The sequence below is a fragment of the Paenibacillus taichungensis genome (assembly GCF_013359905.1).
Classification (GTDB): domain Bacteria; phylum Bacillota; class Bacilli; order Paenibacillales; family Paenibacillaceae; genus Paenibacillus; species Paenibacillus taichungensis.
The window spans coordinates 1-22,099 of record NZ_JABMCC010000106.1 but is presented as its reverse complement, the minus strand read 5'-3'; the positions used below and the strand labels follow the sequence as shown (position 1 = coordinate 22,099).

24 protein-coding genes and 1 rRNA gene are annotated in these 22,099 nt (G+C 47.3%); 23 read left to right on the top strand and 2 right to left on the bottom strand.

Features of this window, described 5'->3' with window-relative positions; genetic code table 11:
* The first annotated feature begins 73 nt into the window (after positions 1-73).
* From HP548_RS11035 to HP548_RS11020, 4 genes are all read left to right on the top strand, one after another.
* Positions 74-865, top strand: a complete 792-nt coding sequence (locus HP548_RS11035) for an alpha/beta fold hydrolase (protein ID WP_076291267.1) — start codon at positions 74-76, stop codon at positions 863-865.
* A gap of 241 nt (positions 866-1,106) precedes the next feature.
* Positions 1,107-1,796, top strand: a complete 690-nt coding sequence (locus HP548_RS11030) for a DUF6483 family protein (RefSeq protein WP_099858581.1) — start codon at positions 1,107-1,109, stop codon at positions 1,794-1,796.
* 91 nt (positions 1,797-1,887) lie between these two features.
* Positions 1,888-3,165: a class I SAM-dependent methyltransferase gene (locus HP548_RS11025; protein WP_257219607.1), complete on the top strand. Its 1,278-nt coding sequence runs from the start codon at positions 1,888-1,890 to the stop codon at positions 3,163-3,165.
* Between the two features lie 268 nt (positions 3,166-3,433).
* Complete coding sequence (locus tag HP548_RS11020) at positions 3,434-5,677, top strand: O-antigen ligase family protein (protein WP_175381667.1); 2,244 nt, start codon at positions 3,434-3,436, stop codon at positions 5,675-5,677.
* A gap of 187 nt (positions 5,678-5,864) precedes the next feature.
* Here the strand turns inward: HP548_RS11020 and HP548_RS11015 are convergent, their stop codons facing one another.
* Positions 5,865-6,212, bottom strand: coding sequence for a hypothetical protein (locus tag HP548_RS11015; RefSeq protein WP_064640579.1), 348 nt, complete (start codon positions 6,210-6,212; stop codon positions 5,865-5,867).
* A gap of 160 nt (positions 6,213-6,372) precedes the next feature.
* Between HP548_RS11015 and HP548_RS11010 the strand changes: the two genes are divergently transcribed.
* The 17 genes from HP548_RS11010 (at position 6,373) to HP548_RS10930 (ending at position 20,018) form a co-directional block, all read left to right on the top strand.
* Positions 6,373-6,987, top strand: a complete 615-nt coding sequence (locus HP548_RS11010; protein ID WP_076291270.1) for a DedA family protein — start codon at positions 6,373-6,375, stop codon at positions 6,985-6,987.
* Between the two features lie 2 nt (positions 6,988-6,989).
* Entirely contained in the window at positions 6,990-7,559 is a 570-nt protein-coding gene (locus HP548_RS11005; protein WP_175381666.1) for a thioredoxin family protein, read from the top strand.
* 6 nt (positions 7,560-7,565) lie between these two features.
* The gene (locus HP548_RS11000; RefSeq protein WP_099858584.1) at positions 7,566-8,198 is read left to right on the top strand and encodes an MBL fold metallo-hydrolase; all 633 of its coding nucleotides are present in this window, start codon (positions 7,566-7,568) and stop codon (positions 8,196-8,198) included.
* A gap of 310 nt (positions 8,199-8,508) precedes the next feature.
* Positions 8,509-8,799, top strand: coding sequence for a hypothetical protein (locus tag HP548_RS10995; protein ID WP_175381665.1), 291 nt, complete (start codon positions 8,509-8,511; stop codon positions 8,797-8,799).
* Positions 8,800-8,898: 99 nt separating this feature from the next.
* Positions 8,899-9,435 carry an RNA polymerase sigma factor SigY gene (gene sigY / locus HP548_RS10990; protein WP_240343258.1) on the top strand — a complete coding sequence of 179 codons (537 nt, stop codon included), beginning with the start codon at positions 8,899-8,901 and terminating at the stop codon, positions 9,433-9,435.
* 2 nt (positions 9,436-9,437) lie between these two features.
* A complete protein-coding gene (locus HP548_RS10985) occupies positions 9,438-9,773 on the top strand; it encodes a YxlC family protein (RefSeq protein WP_175381664.1) in 336 nt (111 codons plus the stop codon).
* Complete coding sequence (locus HP548_RS10980) at positions 9,766-10,002, top strand: hypothetical protein (RefSeq protein ID WP_099858586.1); 237 nt, start codon at positions 9,766-9,768, stop codon at positions 10,000-10,002. The genes HP548_RS10985 and HP548_RS10980 overlap by 8 nt, the downstream gene beginning before the upstream one ends.
* Positions 10,003-10,129: 127 nt before the next feature.
* Positions 10,130-10,513 carry a hypothetical protein gene (locus HP548_RS10975; RefSeq protein WP_024631336.1) on the top strand — a complete coding sequence of 128 codons (384 nt, stop codon included), beginning with the start codon at positions 10,130-10,132 and terminating at the stop codon, positions 10,511-10,513.
* A gap of 303 nt (positions 10,514-10,816) precedes the next feature.
* Positions 10,817-11,104, top strand: coding sequence for an Asp-tRNA(Asn)/Glu-tRNA(Gln) amidotransferase subunit GatC (gatC, locus tag HP548_RS10970; RefSeq protein ID WP_063566618.1), 288 nt, complete (start codon positions 10,817-10,819; stop codon positions 11,102-11,104).
* A gap of 27 nt (positions 11,105-11,131) precedes the next feature.
* Entirely contained in the window at positions 11,132-12,589 is a 1,458-nt protein-coding gene (gene gatA / locus HP548_RS10965) for an Asp-tRNA(Asn)/Glu-tRNA(Gln) amidotransferase subunit GatA (RefSeq protein ID WP_064640573.1), read from the top strand.
* A 26-nt stretch (positions 12,590-12,615) separates the two neighbouring features.
* Positions 12,616-14,055: an Asp-tRNA(Asn)/Glu-tRNA(Gln) amidotransferase subunit GatB gene (gene gatB, locus HP548_RS10960; RefSeq protein ID WP_099858587.1), complete on the top strand. Its 1,440-nt coding sequence runs from the start codon at positions 12,616-12,618 to the stop codon at positions 14,053-14,055.
* A gap of 119 nt (positions 14,056-14,174) precedes the next feature.
* Positions 14,175-14,639, top strand: a complete 465-nt coding sequence (locus HP548_RS10955; RefSeq protein ID WP_175381663.1) for a GNAT family N-acetyltransferase — start codon at positions 14,175-14,177, stop codon at positions 14,637-14,639.
* Positions 14,640-14,672: 33 nt separating this feature from the next.
* A complete protein-coding gene (locus HP548_RS10950; RefSeq protein ID WP_099858589.1) occupies positions 14,673-15,383 on the top strand; it encodes an MgtC/SapB family protein in 711 nt (236 codons plus the stop codon).
* Between the two features lie 146 nt (positions 15,384-15,529).
* Positions 15,530-16,123 (top strand): hypothetical protein, encoded by a 594-nt coding sequence (locus HP548_RS10945; RefSeq protein ID WP_099858590.1) that lies wholly within the window; start codon positions 15,530-15,532, stop codon positions 16,121-16,123.
* 26 nt (positions 16,124-16,149) lie between these two features.
* Complete coding sequence (locus tag HP548_RS10940) at positions 16,150-17,550, top strand: DUF4097 family beta strand repeat-containing protein (protein ID WP_175381662.1); 1,401 nt, start codon at positions 16,150-16,152, stop codon at positions 17,548-17,550.
* Positions 17,551-17,725: 175 nt separating this feature from the next.
* Positions 17,726-18,148, top strand: a complete 423-nt coding sequence (gene perR / locus HP548_RS10935) for a peroxide-responsive transcriptional repressor PerR (protein ID WP_024631328.1) — start codon at positions 17,726-17,728, stop codon at positions 18,146-18,148.
* 139 nt (positions 18,149-18,287) lie between these two features.
* On the top strand, positions 18,288-20,018 hold the full coding sequence (locus tag HP548_RS10930) for a glycosyl hydrolase family 18 protein (protein ID WP_083679076.1): 1,731 nt from the start codon (positions 18,288-18,290) through the stop codon (positions 20,016-20,018).
* Positions 20,019-20,145: 127 nt separating this feature from the next.
* Here HP548_RS10930 and HP548_RS10925 read toward each other — a convergent pair whose 3' ends face one another.
* Complete coding sequence (locus HP548_RS10925) at positions 20,146-20,550, bottom strand: YgzB family protein (RefSeq protein ID WP_053778954.1); 405 nt, start codon at positions 20,548-20,550, stop codon at positions 20,146-20,148.
* Between the two features lie 122 nt (positions 20,551-20,672).
* On the opposite strand from HP548_RS10925, the gene HP548_RS10920 reads away from it, so the two are divergent.
* Positions 20,673-21,554 (top strand): nucleotidyltransferase-like protein, encoded by an 882-nt coding sequence (locus HP548_RS10920; RefSeq protein ID WP_256716906.1) that lies wholly within the window; start codon positions 20,673-20,675, stop codon positions 21,552-21,554.
* Between the two features lie 463 nt (positions 21,555-22,017).
* Positions 22,018-22,099 (top strand): 16S ribosomal RNA (locus tag HP548_RS10915); the annotation flags it as partial.

The window sequence follows — 22,099 nt, the reverse complement described above, 5'->3', positions numbered from 1 at the left end:
TTTCATTAATGATATGCAGGCTTAATAATATACAACTTGAATTAATTTAATTCGCGCAGAGAGAGGGATTTATATGGAAAAAGTGATGTGTGACGGAACGACGATTTGTTATGCCGAACAGGGTAAGGGAGAAGCACTCATTTTGCTCCACGGATACTGCGGCAGTTCATCCTACTGGGATGAAATAGTGCCTGAGCTTGCACGCAGCTATCGTTGCATCGTACCCGATCTGCGTGGACACGGTAAAACGGACGCACCAGTAGGTAGTTATACCATTGATCAGATGGGCAATGACGTATTGCAATTAATGGATGAGCTAAAGGTGGACAAGGCTTTTCTGCTCGGTCACTCCATGGGCGGATATATCGCACTTTCTATCGCACAGCGCCACCCAGAACGATTGAATGCCTTCGGCTTGATTCATTCCACAGCCTATCCGGATAGTGAAGAAGGCAAAGAAAAACGCCTTCGTGCAGTATCCACCATTCAGACGGAAGGCATTGTTCACTTTGTAGATGGGCTGGTTCCCGGTTTGTTTGCACCAGAACATGTTGAATCGCTATCGTCACAAGTGACACGTGTGAAGGAAATTGGTTACCAGACAGCGCCGCAAGGGGCAACTGGAGCTGCACTGGCTATGCGTGAACGGCCGGACCGCCGTGATGTATTATCAGCTACACCGCTTCCTGTCCTGTTGGTTGCTGGTCAGAAGGATGCTGTCATTCCGCCGGAACGAACATTCACAAGTGACAAGCCACATATTACACAAGCCGTGATTCCTGGAGCAGGACATATGAGCATGTATGAAGCTCCGGAAGAATTAATTCAGGTCATTAAACAATTTTTGACGGGATTATCGAAATAATAATGGTACATGAATAGAGTATCCGATGATTTCGCCTCCTTGGCGGAGCGTCGATACCTTGCTAAACCCCTGCACCGTTTCGCTCAAGAACGGCAGGGGTTTTAGTTGTTTAGGGCCAGAGCATAGGGCGAGCTATAGACCATGTTTTGGCTTTTTGTCATGGCATGAATTAAAATGATGAGAATGGATCTTGCAAGTGAAACTGGAATGTACACGATCGAACGATGAGGGGGCACATAGCATGTTCAGGAAAGATTATCTGCTCCGCATGATGGAGGAAATGACAGAAGCGATCGGCAAAGTATTTACACTTAAACAACAGCGAAAACACACGGAGGCTCTGTCCGAGCTGGACGAGCTACTGCGTAGGCAGTTTGGACTGAATTTATCTCTGCTGAACTCACTGCCGGCCGAAGATGTCATTGAAATGTTCCGTTTTCGCGGCGTCATTGAAGTGGACAATCTGCAACAAGCCGCCAGGCTAATTGAAGAAGAGGCGTACATTTATAATGAAAAGGCCAAAGTAGAGGGCATAGATGATCAGGAAAAAATGGAGTCGGAGAATGAAGCACTTATTCGTCTGATGAGAGCACTTCATTTTTACCTGTACGCACTGAATAATGGGGCTAATCCGAAGCTGCTGGATGCACCAGATCGTGTGGAGGGAATATTGGAGCAGACGAAACAATACGAACTTCCGGCACGAACGGAAAAGCAGCTTGCCCTGTATCGTGAACAGCAGGGGCGTTATGATCAGGCTGAGAATAGCTGGTACAGACTGCTGCAGGTAGAAGACAGCCATCCCATTCAGTATCGGGGTGAGGTACAGGCTTTCTATGAAAGGTTAAGACAACTGGAAGATGAGCAATTGCTACAAGGTGGCTTGCCTCGTGAAGAAGTGGAAGAGGGGCTTGCCGAGCTGAACCGTTAAACCGATGAATAGGCCCGTTTACTTGGAGAGGGAACGGAATTGTGTTATGGTAACGGTTGACCAAACCAAACCGAAAGTGAGATGTACCCCCGTGGATTCATTGCGAAAGCTTATACAAGACATCTTTGAACAGAATTCGCTGATTACAGCGACCTGGAGCCAGCTGCGCAGACGGGACAATGTCTCGTATACGAAAGTGCAAGTCAAGCCGGTAACGCTCAAGAATCAGCTTCATTATCAATTCGCATTTCATTATACCAACAAAGTGCTGCATGAGAATTTGACTCCGGATGAAGCGGCAGAGCGCATGACTTTGCTATGCGAAGAGACGTTTCGTCAAGGACTGCTCTGTACTACAGACGCAGACTATCAAATTTTGATCAGCAAAAAATATAAAGTGTCCATCCTGACCAAGTCGGCTTCCAAAACTGCGGTGGACCTCTCGCATAATCGCAAAAAGCAATATGTGCTGGAAGATGGAGTTCCCGTTTCGTTCCTAGTCGAGCTGGGGATTATGAGCGAGGAAGGCCGCGTTTTGGCTCGTAAGTACGACAAGTTCAGACAGATCAACCGTTTCCTCGAAATGGTACAGGATGTCATCCCGCATCTGCCGGAGGGCCGTCCATTGACCATTGTTGATTTTGGTTGCGGAAAGTCTTATCTCACCTTTGCTTTATATCACTATTTGTCCGTACAACAGCGCAGATCGCTCAAAATTATTGGACTCGACTTAAAAGCCGATGTTATTGAACACTGTAATGATCTGGCAAACAAATTGCATTACGGTGATCTGAAGTTCCTCGTTGGGGACATCGCTGACTACGACGAGCTCAATGAGGTGGATATGGTCGTAACGCTGCATGCCTGTGATACAGCAACCGATGCTGCTTTGGAGAAAGCTGTTCGTTGGGGCGCTTCCGTTATTCTATCTGTACCCTGCTGTCAGCACGAACTATTTGACCAGATTGAATCCAACGTGATGAACCCGTTGTTGTCACACGGTATTCTGAAGGAACGCTTCTCCGCTTTGGCAACGGATGCCATTCGGGCCAAGCTGCTCGATCTGATGGGATACAAAACGCAGTTGCTCGAATTTATCGACATGGAGCATACGCCGAAAAATATATTAATCCGTGCCGTACGAGGCCAGGCTGGACAGACTGCTGACATGTGGAAAGAATATACTGCATTCCGTGATTTCATTCACGCAGATCCTTATTTGGAGCGGGCATGTGCGGACTTGCTTCCAGGTGACGGCAAGCTGAAAGAAGCTGCGCCGAACCATGGGGCAGATGCGAGCCAAGAGAATTCAAATGAGGAATCGATCAAAGGTGTCTCCCAAGATGCCAGCCACTGTGATCACTGTTGAATGTACGGGATAATGAAGAGTGAAGCATGATGTGTGACGGCAGAAGGTAAAAAGGATAGATACATGATTGAGTTATTTGATCCTTTGAGACGATACAGATCGTCTGTCATCGCCGTTGACGGGACATACTGGTAAGAGGGTCCCGTGAAAATATATATAATGTGCCAAAGGCATGAAATCAGGCAGAAGACCCTATTGGGAGCTTCTGCCTTTTTTGGTTTGAAATTAATTAAGAAGAATACGGAGACGGGAGAAAGGAGGGAGGCGCATGAAGGAGGCGAGATCAGATAAGAAGACTAATCGGAGCAAGATTAGTGATACAGATAGGCTGGACAAGGTGGACGGAGGAAATCAGGAAATTGTATTTTCCGGATTATCAGAAACGGCATTAACGACAGTTTTAGGTTTAATTGCAGTGGCTTTACTGTTGGCAGGATGTCTATGTAGGGGATTGTTTTATGCTACGGACGTATATCCCATGGTACTCATGGCATCAGGAAGTGTACTTATTTGGTTTGTTTTGTTCATTATGTGCTTTAATGCACCGAAGACGAGAGGGCAGTTAGGGATTGCTCAGTGGTTGGATTACCTCAAACGACTATATGAGGCGATTATGCAGTATGCTCACTTCCGCTGGATGCTTTGGCCCCTGGCGATAGCAGTCTGGTTTGGCCTGCATGTAGTGATGGGCACTGTCAGTGTACAGGGAAGCTTGGAGGCGATGCTGCGCTGGAGCCTTCTGGCGATATTTGCATTGCTAACGGTTATGTTGGCCGCACGCGCGAACGGAGCGCGATGGTTTGCCTGGGGCTGGCAAATGGCAGGCGGCCTGCTTGTGCTAAGCGGAGTGCTTGCCGCGTGTGGTGTGCTGCCGCTGCCTTATGGGGTCATGCGAACCGCTGACCCGGAGATCAGCTCCGCCGGAGCCCGGCTCGGCGGATTGCTGCAGTACCCCAATGCGTACGGTGCCGTTGTTGGCATGTACGCATTGGAGCGGCTGGCTGCCGCCGCGCGCGCCATAGCCCGGACGTTGTCGGCCGGGCGGCTCATCGCGGCAGTGCTGCCGCTCATGCCCGCGCAAGCCGCGCTCCTGCTGAGCGAGTCGCGCGGCGCTTGGCTGGCGACCGGCTGCGCCGCAGTCGCCGCCTTCGCTTTGCAGCGGCGCGGTGCCCGCGTGCCGCTGCTGCTGGCCACAGCCGCGCCACTGGCGTGCGCGGCCTGGCTCTACCGCCAGCTGGCTGCTGCCCAGCTGGCGCCTGCACCCGTGCCCGGCCTGCTGGCACTGGCCGGGGCATGGGCAGCTGCGCTGCTCGGCACGCTGCTGCTGTGCCGTTTGTGGCACAGCGGCGCTCGTGCGCGCGCCGCTGCCCTCACGGCAACAGTGCTGGCGGGAATCACCGCCGCCACTGTTGCCGTGGCCTCCACCGCCGACCGCATGGCGGCTGGTGTCGGCACAGGGCTGTCCCGCCTTCAGATGTGGCGGGACGCCCTAAAGCTTTGGACCGAGGCCGCATGGCTGGGCCACGGGGGAGAGACATGGCGCAACATGTTTCGCGCCATCCAATCCTCGCCTTATGTCGGAGGCGAGGTCCACAACGGCTTCCTCGATCTGGCTCTCGATACAGGCGTGATCGGGTTGCTGCTCATCGCCGGATGGTTCTTTTTCACTCTGCGGACGATGTGGAGGCAAGCACCTCAGCTGCTGCCTTCGGTTATTATTTTTGGCCTCCATGGCGCAATGGACTTTGACTGGAGCTTCACCTTCCTCTGGATGATATTCATTTGGCTGGGGGGCTGGGCCCTCTCGTCGCCAACTCTACAGGAATCCGCGGCTGACAAAAAGCGTTCTCGTTTTCTCCGTCCGTTAAGCCCGTGGCCTCAACGGATATTAACCGGACTGTTCGTCATGTTTTGGCTTGGCGGCACAGTCTGGCTTGCTGGACAACAGGTGGCGGCAGAACAACAATATCGTCTAGCCATGTCAAAAGATTCAGGAGATGCTGAGCGTAAAGCGCTGCTTACTGCGGCGTACAAGTTCAACCCCTACAGACCGGATATCGCCATCTCCCTGTCCCGTACGCTTCCAGCGAAAAAAGCTGAATCGATATTGGTGCAGAGCTTGTCCTGTTCCCCTGTTTCACCCCAACTCTACAGAGAGCTGGGGCGGTTGGCCGCTCAATCGGGTAGAGGAGAATCGGCTGGGAACTATTTTGAACATGGCCTGGCCCTAAATCGTTTTGACGCGTCCAGCCAGTCCCAAGCCTTGTATTGGATGGAACAGGCATCACGGAGGGAACTGGCGGCAGGTTATGCTGAACGAGGGAGGCAGACCGCTGCTGCTGGAGTAAAGATATACGAACGTTATAGACAACTGGCTGAAGAAGTGGCAGCAGGGGAGGAGAGAAATGATCGGCGTTTTGGGCTTGGAGAAGAAGCATCACATTATGGGGATAATCTGCGCCTCCTTGCTTTGGATCCACTTGCTTCAGAAGTGACCAGAAAGAGTCCCTGAATATCTGACCTCACGTAACGCCGATGGTGAACAAAATCCATGAAAACATTGATTCAATATTTAACATGATGAACGATCTCGCATGGATCCAACGAAAGTATTGCCTTACGCCTCAGTTCAGGTTATTCAAAAATCGAGCAATATGCTGTACGATTAGCTGTTCGACTACCTGTTAGTTGCTCTCAACCTACAGGCGGTATCCGCCAAATGCATTCTTGAAGGCAGCTTGCAGCGGTTCTACCTCTACACCCCATAGAGTCGCAATCTCTAGGCTGACATCCGCGTTCCACCATTCGCATAATTTTTTGCGATTATCCCGATTTTCTCCGATCCAGAGCAGATTGGCGATGACCTTCCCATAATACAATTCTTCCGCTTGCTTCATCAGCTCGGGGGAGATATATACCTTTAACTTTTTGGCTGTTCGATACAGCTCTTTGCTGCATGCTCTTCGGATACCTCGGGCAGAAGGCAGCTTCTGGCCTGGGGTGTTATGTTTGACCGGGGGAGTACCGGGTGCTGATTTGAATGACATCTTCTCACGCTCCTCTCCCGATACCATATGCAAATGGCTGCCTGCGGGACACTATCCCAGACGGGTGAAGTAGCAACAGCTAGAGGCCTGTGATAAAATAGGGACGAACATCCATGGTGCGGAAGGGCACTGCCAATCAGGATGAAGAAAGAGGGTCGAGATGGACGTTATTCATAACATTGTCAATCAATTATTCGATTGGATTCAGAGTCTTGGATACTTTGGAATTATGCTTGGACTAATGCTTGAAGTTATTCCGAGTGAAATTGTACTGGCATATGGAGGTTTTCTCGTTTCACAAGGCCATATTAATTTTTTCGGTGCAATGATTTTTGGTACCGTGGGCGGTGTCATAGCCCAGCTATTTATTTACTGGATTGGCCGTTATGGCGGAAGACCTGTACTTGAACGCTACGGAAAATACATATTGATCCAGAAAAAGCACATCGACCATTCCGAAGAGTGGTTCCGCAAGTATGGGACAGGTGTCATTTTCACGGCGCGTTTTGTTCCGGTCGTAAGACATGCCATATCGATTCCTGCCGGTATTTCCAAAATGCATACGGGTCGATTTATTTTGTTGACAACCCTCGCTGTTATACCTTGGTCTGCATTGTTTATATATTTAGGGATGATACTTGGAGATCAATGGCAACATATCAATGAGAAAGCGGCACCTTATATTATGCCGATTCTGCTCGTTGCTCTCGCACTTATGATTGTTTATGTACTTATTAAATGGATGAATGCTCGTAAAAAGAAGGGAAGTGTCTAGTTATGGGAAAACCAAACTTGTCTCACAAATTCGGTAAAGGTCTGCCACCGAAAGAATTCATTGAGAGCATGACGAAGAACCAAAGTGAGTTCCAGGCAAACTATGACAGCTTTGCATGGCCAAGCGAGGATGATCGTGAATTTTTCGAAAGCCTGAATCACCGCGATGATTTGCGTGTGTTAATTTTGGCTGCTGACTGGTGTGGCGACGTGGTACGCAATGTTCCAGTCGTGTTCCAGGCGCTGGAAATCTCCGGCATTCCGACTGAAGTTCTAATTTTGGAAAATCACCCTGAAGTGATGGATGAGTTCCTTACGATGGGCGGACGCTCTGTCCCTGTCGTTATTTTTGCAGATACGGGCGGACATGTACTGGGTCAATGGGGACCTCGTCCACAACATGTGCAGGAAGTTATGGTTGAATTCAAACGTAACAACCCAGATCGTGAAGCGGCAGATTATCAGGATAATTTGGCTATTGCACGTCAAGAGATTGGTAAACGTTATGGGGAAGGAACGGAGTCCAATGCAGCTATTATTCGTGAGTTGCGTGAACTGATTTCGGGTTACTGAGCCGATATGCTTAACATTCGTACATTTTCTTTGGGACCGCTCCAGACCAATGCGTATCTGTTGCAGGGTGATGATCCAGGTAAAGCGGTAATCATTGACCCGGGAATGAATCCAGGCCCATTACTCAAAGCTATTCAAGACCTTGAGATTGAAGCGATCCTGCTCACTCACGCGCATTTTGATCATATGGGCGGCGTGGATGAAATTCGCAAATTGAAAGGCTGTCCCGTTTATTTGCATGACTTGGAGAGTGATTGGCTCACAACGCCGAAATTGAATGGTTCTTTGAACTGGCCTCAGGCTACCCCGCCGTTATCGACAGATCCAGCTGAATATGCCTTGGACGAAGGTCAGGCGTTGAACTTTATTGGTCATACATTCAAAGTGTACCATACACCAGGACACTCACCAGGCAGTGTAAGTCTGCTATGTGGTGAGGATCTGTTTGCTGGAGATGTTCTGTTCCGTATGGGTGTAGGCAGAACGGATCTGACAGGAGGCCGTGAACGCGATCTGATTGATTCAATTCAGAACAAATTGTACACCTTCTCGGATGAGGTCAAAGTGTATCCAGGTCATGGTCCCAAAACGACAATCGGTTATGAGAAGAAGAACAATCCTTACGTGTCTGCAAGATGATCCGACAATTTATGTGAAGAAAGTCTGGACAAGTGACAACTTTTTCATTAGAATAGCAATTAGTTGTTACAAGCGTTAAAGCACCATCTAACTGAAGCAATACAAAGAAACACCCTAACTTGCGAAGCACGCAGACTGTGGTCTATACCCGGTTTGCGTTCTTTTTTTGTTTTCACCCAATTTTTTTTATCAAAGTTACATCCGTTTAACCCTACATACAGTTCGTTGACAAGTATCTACAGAAGATCGTTCTAGTCCATTTAGCAAGTCGAATTATAATGTGCATGAGATGATAATAGTCAGAAGAATGATGATAGAAACAATAGCTAATGAGAGCGAGGAATTAGAAGTGGAGAAAAAGCGAGTGATCCAGTTGGGACAACGTTCCGAGAACCTGATCATCGAAGAAAACCGACGAGCAATGGAAAGTGGCAGAATAGAAGCAGTTACCCAGCGTCCTCAACTACATAATTACATGAACAATGAGATGAATCCAATCAAGGATCAACAGCAGAATATATGGAGAAGTCGTTTATTAAGCAGCGGAGCCCGTAACCAACCGTGGTTCGACAAACTGCAAGATTACCGAAATGAAGTCTGATTGCCCGGGAAATTGTCGGCTTCAGATTTTTTTTTGGATTGAATTGAACGTTTTTGCAGAGCCTGTCGTAATAACATAAGACTGAGCGGAGAGCAGGTGATGATTCAGATGGAGGCAGCCGAACTGGAAGAGGTACAGAGAGCGATACAGGGAGATGACAGTGCGCTGGCAGAACTGCTGCAGCGCCATTACGCTTTTGTGTATAAGTATCTTGTCAAAGTAACGATGGACCCCAACGTTGCTGAGGAGACGGTGCAGGATACGATGATTCGATGTATGGAAAATATTCATAGATACGATGGCTCGTCTGCCTTTTCGTCATGGATGATTACGATTGCCACCCGTATATATATCGACAAGACTAGGCGCAGACGAAGAGAACAGATTTGGCTGGAAGCCATTCGTAATCAGGCTGTACGGAAATTGCGGTGGCAATTTGAGAGCCGGAATGAAGAATGGACAGATGTCATGGATGCCATGACAAGGTTAACCCCAGAACATCGTATTACTGTCCTGTTGAAGCATTATTATGGCTATGGCTATGATGAAATTGGTGAAATGCTGGGTATTCCATCCGGAACGGCGAAGTCTCGAACTGCCTATGGTCTTCGTCAATTGAGAAAGGAGCTGGGTTGAGCATGAGCAGATCTGAGGAACAGGATGAACAAGAGATTCTGATGCGAATGCAACAACAGATGAAAGTGCTCGATGATGCGTATGAACCTGTAAACATTCCTTCATTAGCCTCCATTGAAGCCCAAGTCAAGGAACGAAAACAAATGAAACGACGAGCCAATCGGATCGAAATGATTTTGTTTTGGATTGTGGGACTGTTCATTATTGCTTTTGGTGTCTTGTTGTTCCATTCGGCTCCAGCTCTATATTTGGGTATCCAGGCTATAAGCTTGTGTGCAGCGATTGCCGTGGCAGTAATCTGGTCAGGGCGACGCCGGAAGGAGACTCGTCATGAATGATCTGCATTATTCTTTAAATGAGATTCCTCTCATATGGCTTATTCTGATTGCCATTCTCTTGCTAATACAGGGAACATGGATCTTTCAGGATGCACGCAGACGTGGCCGTTTCCCCTGGTTATGGGGATTGTGGGGCATTACCGGGTTCCCAACACCTTTGATCATATATTGGTTTATTGTGGTGAGAGCAGATCGCAGACCACCTAAGCGAACGTCGGGCAAATCATAGAGTTAATGGCTTGAAAAAAAAGATTTTGCACAAATGTTTTGTTTAATTCTAGTAATCGTAGACATCGCTATTCTTTTCTAGTAGACTATACAAATAATAAAAAGATAGACTACCAGGAGGTTAGACGATGCTGCGATTAGGAGAGAAGGTTGTCATCGTCGCGGATGCGTTTGAGCAGAATCTTCCTGTGGGGGAATATGGTTTCATCATCGCTTATGACCGGAATCCGGACAATGCGTTCGATTACGTGCTTCGAGTGCCGCAGGTGAATCGGAACTTTTTTGTTCCATCCGGCGACGTCGATCTAGAAGAGGTTCTGCTGAAGCAGGAAGCTGAGCGGGTCGAGCGAGAAGCGTTGATAGATTACGCCCTTGCGACACACAATGAGAAACTGTTTCATCATCTGATGAACGGAGATTTTCAAGCTGTGGAAGAGGAAGAAGAAACCGCGAACGATGTTATGTCACAGGCGGATTTTATAAAGCAGGTTAACCTGCGTGCATGGATTTAGAATTTTAAGAGTCGGCTGATGCCGGCTCTTTTTTGATTAGATTGGAACATATGAATCTTGAATCCCCTCATTATCCTGGTTTTGCACGTAAAAATTCAGTTAATTAGGTTTTGAAATTTGTATTAAAGGAGGACTCCACCGTTTGGGGTTATTTTGCATATTCGGTAACTCGGGTCATTTGCATTGAATTGTCGAACTATCTCACCTATAATGAAAAAAGTTATCTTGGACTTTAGCCCGTTAAACGGTCGATTCGTTTTCGGCGGTTTCAGGAATTAGAACGAATGAAGGAGGCATCCGGAAATGAGTATTTCGAATAATGACGTTCAGCATGTGGCCAAGCTGGCCCGGCTTAATTTGACTGCTGAAGAAGAGCAGACCCTGACAGGACAGCTGAACGCGATTTTAAAATATGCTGAGAAGCTGAATGAACTGGATACAGAGAACATTGAGCCAACCACTCACGTGCTGCACGTCAGCAATGTGATGCGTGAAGATGAGACGAAGGAAAGTCTGTCGATTGAACAGGTCATGCGCAATGCACCAGATGAAGAAGACGGGCAATTCAAAGTGCCTGCTGTAATGGAATAACGGATAACCGGAAGGAGGACGAATTACGTGAGTTTATTTGAACAATCGTTGCCGGAGATACATAACAAGCTGCACGCCAAGGAGCTGTCGGTCAGCGATCTGGTGAATCAGGCATATCAAAACATTGGTGAACGGGATGAAAAGGTTAAGGCTTATCTGGCGTTGGATGAAGAGCAGGCACGTGCACGTGCACGTCAACTGGATGATCGTCTCGTCAGCGGTGAGGAGAAAGGTTTGCTTTTCGGTCTGCCTGTCGGCATTAAGGACAACATCGTTACGAACGGACTTCGCACAACATGCGGCAGCCAGTTTTTGCGCAATTTCGACCCGGTGTATGATGCAACAGTTGTCGAGAAGCTGAAAGCGGCGGATACCGTGACGATCGGGAAGCTGAACATGGACGAATTCGCCATGGGTGGGTCCAATGAAAATTCAAGCTTCTACCCTGTACGTAATCCATGGGCACTCGATCGTGTTCCGGGCGGCTCAAGTGGTGGATCTGCTGCGGCTGTTGCGGCAGGAGAAGCTTATTTCACATTGGGATCAGATACAGGCGGCTCCATCAGACAGCCTGCATCCTATTGCGGCGTGGTTGGCTTGAAACCGACCTACGGACTCGTTTCCCGCTTTGGTCTGGTTGCATTCGCATCTTCTCTGGATCAGATTGGACCTTTGACGAAAAATGTCGAGGACTCTGCCTATGTGCTGCAAGCCATTGCTGGTTATGACGCCAAAGATTCGACATCCGCGAAAGTGGATATCCCGGATTACTTGAGCGGACTCACAGGGGATGTCAAAGGGCTTCGCATTGCTGTTCCGAAGGAATACATTGGTGAAGGCGTTGATCCTCAAGTTAAAGAAACCGTCCTGTCAGCCCTGAAAGTCCTCGAAGGACTCGGCGCAACATGGGAAGAAGTATCCCTACCGCATACCGAATATGCGGTAGCTACGTATTATCTGCTCGCTTCTTCAGAGGCTTCTTCGAACCTGGCTCGTTTCGACGGCGTGCGTTATGGTGTTCGTGCAGACAATCCGGAGAACTTGCTGGATTTGTACCACCAATCCCGTAGTCAAGGTTTTGGTCCCGAAGTGAAACGACGCATCATGCTTGGAACCTATGCACTCAGCTCAGGTTACTACGATGCGTATTATTTGAAAGCTCAGAAAGTGCGTACGTTGATCAAGCAGGATTTCGACGACGTATTTGCCAAATATGATGTCATCATTGGGCCAACTGCGCCAACAACGGCATTTAAACTTGGTTCCCAAGTCGATGACCCACTTACGATGTATCTCAATGATATTCTGACTATCCCTGTCAGCCTGGCTGGTGTACCTGCAGTTAGCATCCCTTGTGGATTCTCGGATGGACTGCCTGTCGGCATGCAGATTATCGGTAAAGCTTTTGATGAAACGACCGTACTGCGCGTAGCGCATGCGTTTGAACAAAATACGGAATTCCACAAGCAGCGTCCGCAGCTGTAGACTGCCCGGAACGGAGGAATATAGAAATGTCCGCATCTAAATATGAAACGGTCGTTGGACTTGAAGTCCATGTCGAGTTGCATACAAACTCCAAAATCTTTTGCGGCTGCTCCACTGCCTTTGGAGCTCCGCCAAATACACATACTTGTCCGGTCTGTCTCGGACATCCAGGCGTATTGCCTGTATTGAATCGCCAAGCTGTAGATTACGCGATGAAAGCAGCCATGGCCCTTAACTGCACCATTGCTGATGTCAGCAAGTTTGACCGCAAAAACTACTTCTACCCCGATTCTCCGAAAGCTTATCAGATCTCACAATTCGATCAACCGATCGGTGAGAATGGCTGGATCGATATTGAAGTTAACGGTGAAACGAAGCGAATCGGGATTACGCGTCTTCATCTGGAAGAAGATGCAGGGAAGCTTACCCACGTTGACGGCGGTTATGCTTCATTGGTCGATTTCAACCGTGTGGGTACTCCGCTCGTAGAGATTGTGTCCGAGCCGGAGATTTCTTCTCCGGAGGAAGCTCGTGCATACCTGGAGAAATTGCGTGCCATCATGCAGTACTGTGATGTATCCGACGTGAAGATGGAAGAAGGTTCATTGCGTTGTGATGCCAACATTAGTTTGCGTCCGCATGGACAGGAGAAGCTGGGAACGAGAGCCGAACTGAAAAACATGAACTCCTTCCGTGGCGTTCAGCGCGGTCTGGAATACGAGCAGTTCCGCCAAGCTGAAATTTTGGACGACGGCGGTGAAGTGGTTCAGGAAACTCGTCGCTGGGATGAGGCTCAAGGGAAAACACTGTCGATGCGTGGTAAAGAGCAGGCGCATGACTATCGTTATTTCCCAGATCCGGACTTGGTGAAGCTGCATATTGATGCAGCCTGGAAAGAACGGATTAGAGCTTCCATACCGGAGCTTCCGGACGAGCGTAAAGCCCGTTATACGGCTGATTATGGACTGCCTAATTATGATGCAGAGGTTATTACCTCATCCAAAGCGGTCGCTGATCTATTTGAAGACAGTCTGAAATACACCAAGGATGCCAAAGCCGTATCCAACTGGATTATGGGCGATTTGCTTGGTTACTTGAATACCAGCAACCTTGAATTGACTCAGGTGCCACTGACTGGCCAAGGTCTGGGTGAGATGATTGGATTGCTTGAAAAAGGTACAATTAACAGTAAAATCGCCAAAACGGTATTTAAGGAAATGCTGGAGAGCGGCAAGCTCCCGCAGCAAATCGTCGAAGAAAAAGGTCTGGTCCAGATTAGTGACTCAGGTGCCATTCTCGCCATTGTGGAGCAGGTTGTTGCGAACAACCCGCAATCCGTGGAAGATTACAAGGCTGGGAAGCAGAAGGCCATTGGTTTCCTCGTTGGTCAAGTCATGAAAGAAAGCAAAGGCAAAGCCAATCCGGGACTAGCCAATCAACTGCTTACAGATGTACTGAACCGCTAATCCATCCGGTGAGGCCGGACAGAAAGAGGCTCGTCCCTGTGACAGCCTCTTTTTGTTAGGGGCACAAGTTTGATTTTATTGTCCAGGATTCCGTGATGTATTAAGGAGATGAGGAAGGTATGAAGATTCAATCTTTGTCATTGAGTGATGTGGAGACCGTAGGTCAGCTCTGGCGACTGCAGCATGTAGCTTATCGACTCGAAGCCGAAATCATCGGTTTTCAGGAAATTCCGCCTTTGATGGATACGATGGAGACCCTGCAGAACTGTGGAGAGATCTTTTATGGCTATTTGGACACGGATGGTGAATTACTTGGTGCGGTCGCAGTAGATGAGGAAGAGATCAATACGTTGACGATCACACGCATGATGGTGCACCCTGATCATTTTCGTAAAGGAATTGCTGCTGCTTTGATGACGTATGTGTTTGAACAGTATCCGGATCTTCCGCGTTATATCGTTTCCACAGGGACGCTTAACCAGCCAGCCGTGAATTTGTATACCAAATTCGGTTTTAAGCCCGTGGAAGTTGTACAGATTGCACCTGGAGTGGAATTAACGACATTTCATAAGAATAAAGATTAATGATGTGAACAACTTGGAGGAGGAATACCGGCTTTGGGCAATCCCTGGTTAATAGATGAGTGGCACATTTTATTGCGATTATTACTGGCTATGCTGCTTGGAGGGCTTGTAGGCCTGGAGCGGGAGCGTTCCAATCATGCTGCTGGTCTGCGTACCCATATTTTGGTATGTCTTGGATCTGCACTAATCATGATGTTGTCTATTTATGGTTTTAAAGATTTTGCAAATGAATTAAACGTAAGGATTGATCCAGCCCGTCTGGCTACAGCCGTTATTACAGGCGTTGGGTTTCTCGGAGCGGGCACGATTCTTTTTACTGGCAAGTCAATCACCGGACTGACAACGGCAGCTTCCATTTGGGTTGTGGCAGCCATCGGACTGGCAACAGGCGCGGGATTCTTTTTTGCCTCCATCGTGTCAACAGTCTTGGTATTACTTAATCTCTGGGTATTCAACAAGTTGGAACTTAGGTATATACGGGGAAACAAACTACATGTTGTTACACTTCATACCTTGTCTGAGCCCGGTTTTCTGGAACAGGTATCTTCATTTATGGAGCAGGAGAAGATCAAAATCCGTAAAATAACGGTTAATGAGCAGGATTTGGCTTATGCAGAAATGATATCGGTTGAACGCAAAATTGAAATTGTGTTGCATGTCTACATGCCACATGAGTTCAGTGCAGTGCAGCTCGTATCCAAGTTAAGACAGTGGGAACATGTAACGAAAGTGTCGGTCGAATAAATGAATTAAACCCTCTGAGGCCTTTAGTGCCGGAGGGTTTTTGCTCATAACCATATTTCTTCCAGTTACTCTCCAGGCTCTTTAGGGTACTATCTAACCAAATGCATGAAGAGCGGGAACATCAGCCCGGAAGAAAGGAGTCGTTTATGAAACGGAAACGTCAGTCGAACCATAATTCGAGCGGAAAGCGCGGAAAACCTGTCCGAAATCGGACCCACAAGTTTATTGCCGGGTTACTAAGTGCAATTATTCCGGGTCTGGGCCATATTTATCTCCGACTATACATGAGAGGTCTGACTTTCATGATGCTTGTGCTTCTAGACCTGTCAGCACTTTTGTATTTCTCAACTATTGGAATACAGATCAATGTACCATTGCTTATCCTACTGGCATTGTTTATTCCGGTGATTTACTTTTACAATGTATTCGATGTATTGCAATCTGCGGACTGGGTGATGATGCGCAGGAGAAGAGCGGTTACGCACAATAGCTCGGACAAGCCCATCCCTAACGAACGTTCTGCAGGGGAAGCTATGATGGTGTGGGAGAGAGGCATTTCGTTTGGATTACTTCTGATTGTTGGAGGATCGCTGCTGGTATTGTTCTTTCGCAAACCGCGTTGGTTTAAAGAGTTAATCGCTGTGTATGGCGGATATACTTTTGCTGTTTTGATGATCGCAGGAGGACTAATCCTTTTCGGACGGGAAATCTGGGTCATGCTTCGCAAAAAGAAAATCTAGTGTGAACTATTCAAGGAGGGATAGCCATGAACCGTAAAGTCCGGGTCGGCCGCTATACGGCTGCCGCCTTACTCGTAGCTGTCGGTGTGTTGTTGATTTTGGATAAACGGTGGGGAACGGACTATGTATATGAGATGGTCGATTGGTGGCCCCTCTTGATCGTTGTGTTAGGTGTAGAATACATACTGTTGTTCTTAGTGACACGTCGAAGAGGGAATGCAGCTTCAGACAACCAAAGTGAGAAAATTAAAATGCGCTTCAGACCCGATGCGAAAGGAATCCTGACGTCCCTTGTCCTGACGGCATCTGTTTTTATCGTTTCTGAGCAGGATCATTATATGCATTTGTGGAACAGGGTGAGTCTTAATCTAGGAGCAGCATCCATGGACTATAGTCAGGCAGCAGGATATATGGAAGATAAGGGCACGATTCGGGTGCCTGTAGGTATGGATACGTCGGACCTCGTTGTTGAGGGAGTGAACGGGGATATCTCGGTACAGCGGGGGGACACAGAAGAGATTGAGGTGCGTACGGTAGTATGGGTGGATCAGACAACTGAAGTGCAGGCCAAAGCAGTGGCGGACGCTTCCTTTGTTGAGGCAGACGGGACAAAAGTGATTCATATCAAAACTACAGGCAAAACGTATGGAGAGAACGAGAAAACACAGCCGCGGATGAATATCACCATAACGATCCCGGATGATCGTCGTTTCAATCTCGATATTCGAACGTCCAATGGAGCCATATTGTTGAATCGTCCGGAAGCCATTAGTACCATTTTGGCTGAGACAGGAAATGGACGGATACGAATTACGAATGCGGTAGGTGATATTTCTGGTAAAACCCTGAATGGTGATGTTGTTGTGACAAATGCGATCGGAAATGTGGACTTGAACAGTAATCGAGGCGATATGAAGGCCCGTGGGGTTTCTGGAAATGTGAATCTGACTACACAAGTCGGAAGTATTAGCATCACGGACTCCGTCGGAGAGATCACGGCGGATACCCGAAACGGCAATATCAGTGTAGACGGCGCAAGTTTGGCAGTCAAAGCTCAATCCCTCAATGGCAGTATAAGTATTGTATCCGCCAAAGTAGGCGGTGACTGGGACGTTTATAGCGCTGTAGGTGCTATTAACATTTTGATTCCGGAGCGGGGGGATTATAGTCTCAGTGGTTCCAGCAGTTATGGAGATCTGCAAACGGATCTGCCGTTTAAAGTGAAGAATAAAACGATTGAGGGCCAGCTTGGTGAAGGAGAATATACGGTTAAAGTTGAGGGAAACAGTGACCTCACTATTGATCGTAATCCTGCAGTACCTCCTGTTGGAACGAATTCACTGGATTCGGAAGATACGGATGATAACTTGGAACAAATGACCGAAGACGGACAGAATTCCCAAGAACAAACGTCCGAAGTTCCCTGACTGACGCGTTGACAATAAACTTGCAATCGCCGTACAATAAATATAAACTGGCAAGGTTACACGGCAGGGAAAATGTAAAGTCGTTGTTCCAGCCGAGGATCAACTCTGAATGAAGAGGACATGTGATCACACATTCTGTCTCTGCAGAGTAATGAAAGGTAAGGCGGTGGGTTTTATGGCAACACGTGTCCAACATGCGTTGGAGCATCTGAAAACGACCGGTGTCCGTATTACACCCCAGCGTCATGCCATATTGAACTATCTGATGGAATCCATGGGGCATCCAACAGCCGATGAAATTTACCGTGCGCTTGAACCCCAGTTTCCCAGTATGAGCGTGGCGACTGTATATAACAATTTGAAGATGTTTCTGGAAGCCGGCATGGTTCGGGAATTGACATACGGAGATAATTCAAGCCGCTTCGATGCCAATGTGACGGATCATTACCATGTTATCTGTGATAAATGCGGCAAAATTGAAGACTTCAGTTATCCTTCGTTAAAGAGCGTCGAGCTTCAGGCGGAGTCAAGTACAGGATTCGAAGTACATGGGCACCGATTGGAAGTATATGGTGTTTGTAAAAGTTGCAGGGATTAAGAGAGTTGAATTACAATATTAACGTGCAGAATTCAGATTGGATTCTTCACGTTTTTTGTTTTTAGGACGATAGAATGGATATAGTCTCAGCAGCAGTTTAGCTATTTCATGATTCAGCATGATTAACGGAGGTAGACGTTTGAGTAGAAAAAGCAGATATACACGTCAGAAGCGCCGCTCGTTCTGGCCTGGATTTTTGGCTGCCTGTGTTGTCGCAGGCGGTGCTTATTGGCTAATAACGAATGTTTGGCTTAATCAGATTCATGAAGACCCCGACTGGATTGGCATGAATCAACCTATTTTTGTGGACGGACAATTAATGGATGGCGAGGCGTCAGGAACGGGAGATCAGCTTAAATTGCCTGTATCGGTACTACAAGAGGCGATCGATTCCGGAATACGTTATGAAGCTGACACAGGAGATATCATTATTGCAACACCGCAGCGAGTACTCCATATGAAGGAAGGTAGTACGAAGGCGGAACTTAATCATCGAGATTATCCCATGACGGTTAAACCAGAGGTGGTTGGCGGAGAAGCTTATATTCCGCTCAAACCTTTAAAAGAAGTATATGGAATAGCTATACAGGAAGATGCTACAACGGGTGCCGTGCTGCTGATGCGTGGAGGTGACACCATTCAGTATGCGGAGATTAATACATTGTCTTCCAAGGCAGACAAAACCGTTCCTCTATACAAACGCGGAGGGGAATCTTCTCCCATCATTGCCGATATGGAGCAGGACGCGCGAGTAAGGGTATGGCAGACTGGTGATGATCAGAGCTTTGTTCAGTTGGATAATGGTTATGCCGGATATGTGGCTAATAAGTATGTCACTCTTACCGAGAAAAAGGAACTGGACAAGCCTAAGTTCACCCTGACCGCGGCGGAGAAAAAGTGGCAGAATAAACCGGTAAACCTGGTTTGGGAAGCCGTATACAATCGACAGCCTGATGTGTCTTCGATTGGTAAGATGCCTGGAGTTAATGTGGTCAGCCCCACGTGGTTCCATATTACAGATGGACAAGGCAACGTAAAAAGTAAAGGGGATAAAGCATACGTCAACTGGGCTCACCATTCCGGCATGGAAGTGTGGGGCTTGATGGATAACAGCTTTGATCCGGATATTACGAAAGAAGCCGTGGCCTCATATGAGACACGTACGCATATTATTGAGCAGATGCTGGAGTATGCACAGACGTATCATTTGGACGGTATTAACATTGACTTTGAAAATGTCTATACAGATGATGGACCGAACATCACTCAATTTGTCCGCGAAATTAAGGCGATGGCTCGCATACATGGCTTGATGCTCTCGGTTGATGTGACGCCGAAATCGAACAGTGAGATGTGGTCTGCTTTTCTGGATCGTCGCTCGTTAGGCTCTTTTGCCGATTATATTGTCGTTATGGCATATGACGAACACTGGGCTGCAAGTCCAAAGGCCGGTTCGGTTGCCTCGCTTCCTTGGACCGAGTCTTCTATGAGAAGGATCCTGGAAGAGGATGAAGTACCATCGAACAAATTGATTATGGCTGTGCCTCTATATACTCGAATCTGGACGGAAGAGACTAATGATCAAGGAGAAGTAAAAGTGTCTTCCAAAGCGGTAGGCATGAGCACCATCGCAGATCTGATTAAGGAAAAGAAACTCAAACCTGTTCTGGATAAACAAAGCGGACAAAATTATGTGGAATATTCCGAAGATGGGGCCACTAAGAAAATTTGGATAGAGGATGCCGTTTCGCTTCAGGCACGTGTTGATTTGGTTGCTTCGTTGAAATTGGGTGGAGTAGCTGCATGGAATCGAAGCTTCGCCAATGCATCGGCATGGGAAACGCTAAAACAGGCAGGGTATTCGAAATGAAATAAACATGAAATAGCTCAATTGAACTTATATATTAATTAATTTAATGTCTTTTTGAAATTCAAAAAAAGGTCCGGTGAAGATACCGGGCCTTTTTTCTGTCTCTGGGCTTTGATGAAAAGAGCATCTAGCTGTTGGAACTCATGCCATGATCTGTGTCGGAAGGGGATGGAGGTGTGGAATGCGCTTTCAGTTGTGAACTGGTTGTATTGGCCTGATTAGGGTCCAGGGTAAGGATGGTATGACAGAACATACAACGATCCGTCTTGCCGAGCATTTTGGTTAACTTGCCACATTCCGGACAGTCTACTTGTACTGCGCTGGTGGAAAGCATACCAGCCCAGAAATAAATGGCCAGACTAGCCATCATGGCAATCAGGCCGATGACGAGTCCCACAGCGGCAAATACTTTGCCGGCGTGTCCCCAGAACACAATTCCGGCAGTTCCCAGTACCATTAGGCCCATGCCTAGCATGGTAAGTAGTAGTCCCCAAGTGCGAAAAGCATTAATTTTTGCAGATTTAAAAATCATGAAAAATGCTCCTATCGTATGAGTAGTATCGGACCTGGATAAGAAGGAAACCTTAGTCTGCATGTAGAATTACATTATAACTGACTTGGCGCTTATCTGCCATGAATTGTATGGAGGGAATCGTGGAACTAAAGAACCTTGCTTTTTTGTCCGAACAGTCGGAAGAGACAGGGGCAGTTGGGGCTATCGCTTATTCCCACCCGGGAGAACGATTCCACGGCTCCCTAATCCAGGATTTTGAATTGCTTGTACTTGTTGTGCATAATACCGACCAGTTGATATCCAAGGTTGGACACTACAAATATGGTGATCTTCGTTATCAAATGATCTATGTCAGCCGTCATGAGCTGCAGAGCAGTGTAATCACGGGGGATAACAATAACATCATGCAGTGCCTGATTGAAGGTGAGATCATCTGGGAAGCAGATAATGCCTTGAGCGATTTGCGAGAGGAACTATCTGCTTTTGGAACCGAATTGCGTGAGCAAAAGCTGCTGCATGAGTTCGCCAGCTTTTTGAAAATGTATGTGGAAGCCAAACGTTACATTCAAGAGGGCCATGTTGTTGATGCCTATTACAATGTACTTGAGGCTCTGGGGAACTGGGCTAGAATTGTACTTATTGAACAGGGGATCTACCCGGATCATGCCGTCTGGACACATGTGCAGAGTTTGGATCGTGCTTTGTGGAAGCTCTATCAGGAGCTTACAGTAAGTTCAGAGACTCTGGAACAGAGAGTTGAGCTTGTGCTGCTTGCTTGTGAATTCTCAGTGATGTCCAAAATGAGCGATTGCTCCGGTTTACTTCTGCGTGTGCTTGGAAGTCGAAGGGAGCCGTGGAGTATGGATGAACTTGTCCATCATCCACAGTTGAGATTTGTACGGGAGGATCTACCGCTCATCCTTCGCAAGCTGGTGTTTCGTTCTATAGTAAAAGAATCGGCAGGCTGGCCATCCTTTATAGGAGGAGATGGACGGGAAATCCGCTATTGGATTGAGGCGTAGATACTCGAGAAGACTGTCATTAAATGGCTTATAATGTGGGAGGGGAAACCTTCCTTTTTTGTTTGATTAATAATTTATAAAAAGAGGTTGACTCTTATTCAGGAAATATGATACATTATATTTCGTTCCTCAAACGAGCTTATCGTCAACAATTGATAAATTCTGCAGAGGAATTAGTGAAGAACAAAAGCTTCAAAAAAAGAAATTAAAAAAAGTTCTTGACGAAAACAAACGAAATGTGATACATTATTTAAGTCGCCGCCGAAAACACGGTTGAGACGAAAAGAGAGTAACACAAATCGAGTTTGATCTTTGAAAACTGAACAACGAGTGAGTAACGATCTTGCTTGCAAGATCGACGCTGAGAAATTGGTACAAGTCTTCGGACTGTATGATTTCAAAGCAAAAATGAGATTTTTAATCTCGTCAGTTTCAAAATGAGCTTATCGCTCTTTTCAATACTTTATTGGAGAGTTTGATCCTGGCTCAGGACGAACGCTGGCGGCATGCCTAATACATGCAAGTCGAGCGGACTTGAAGAGAAG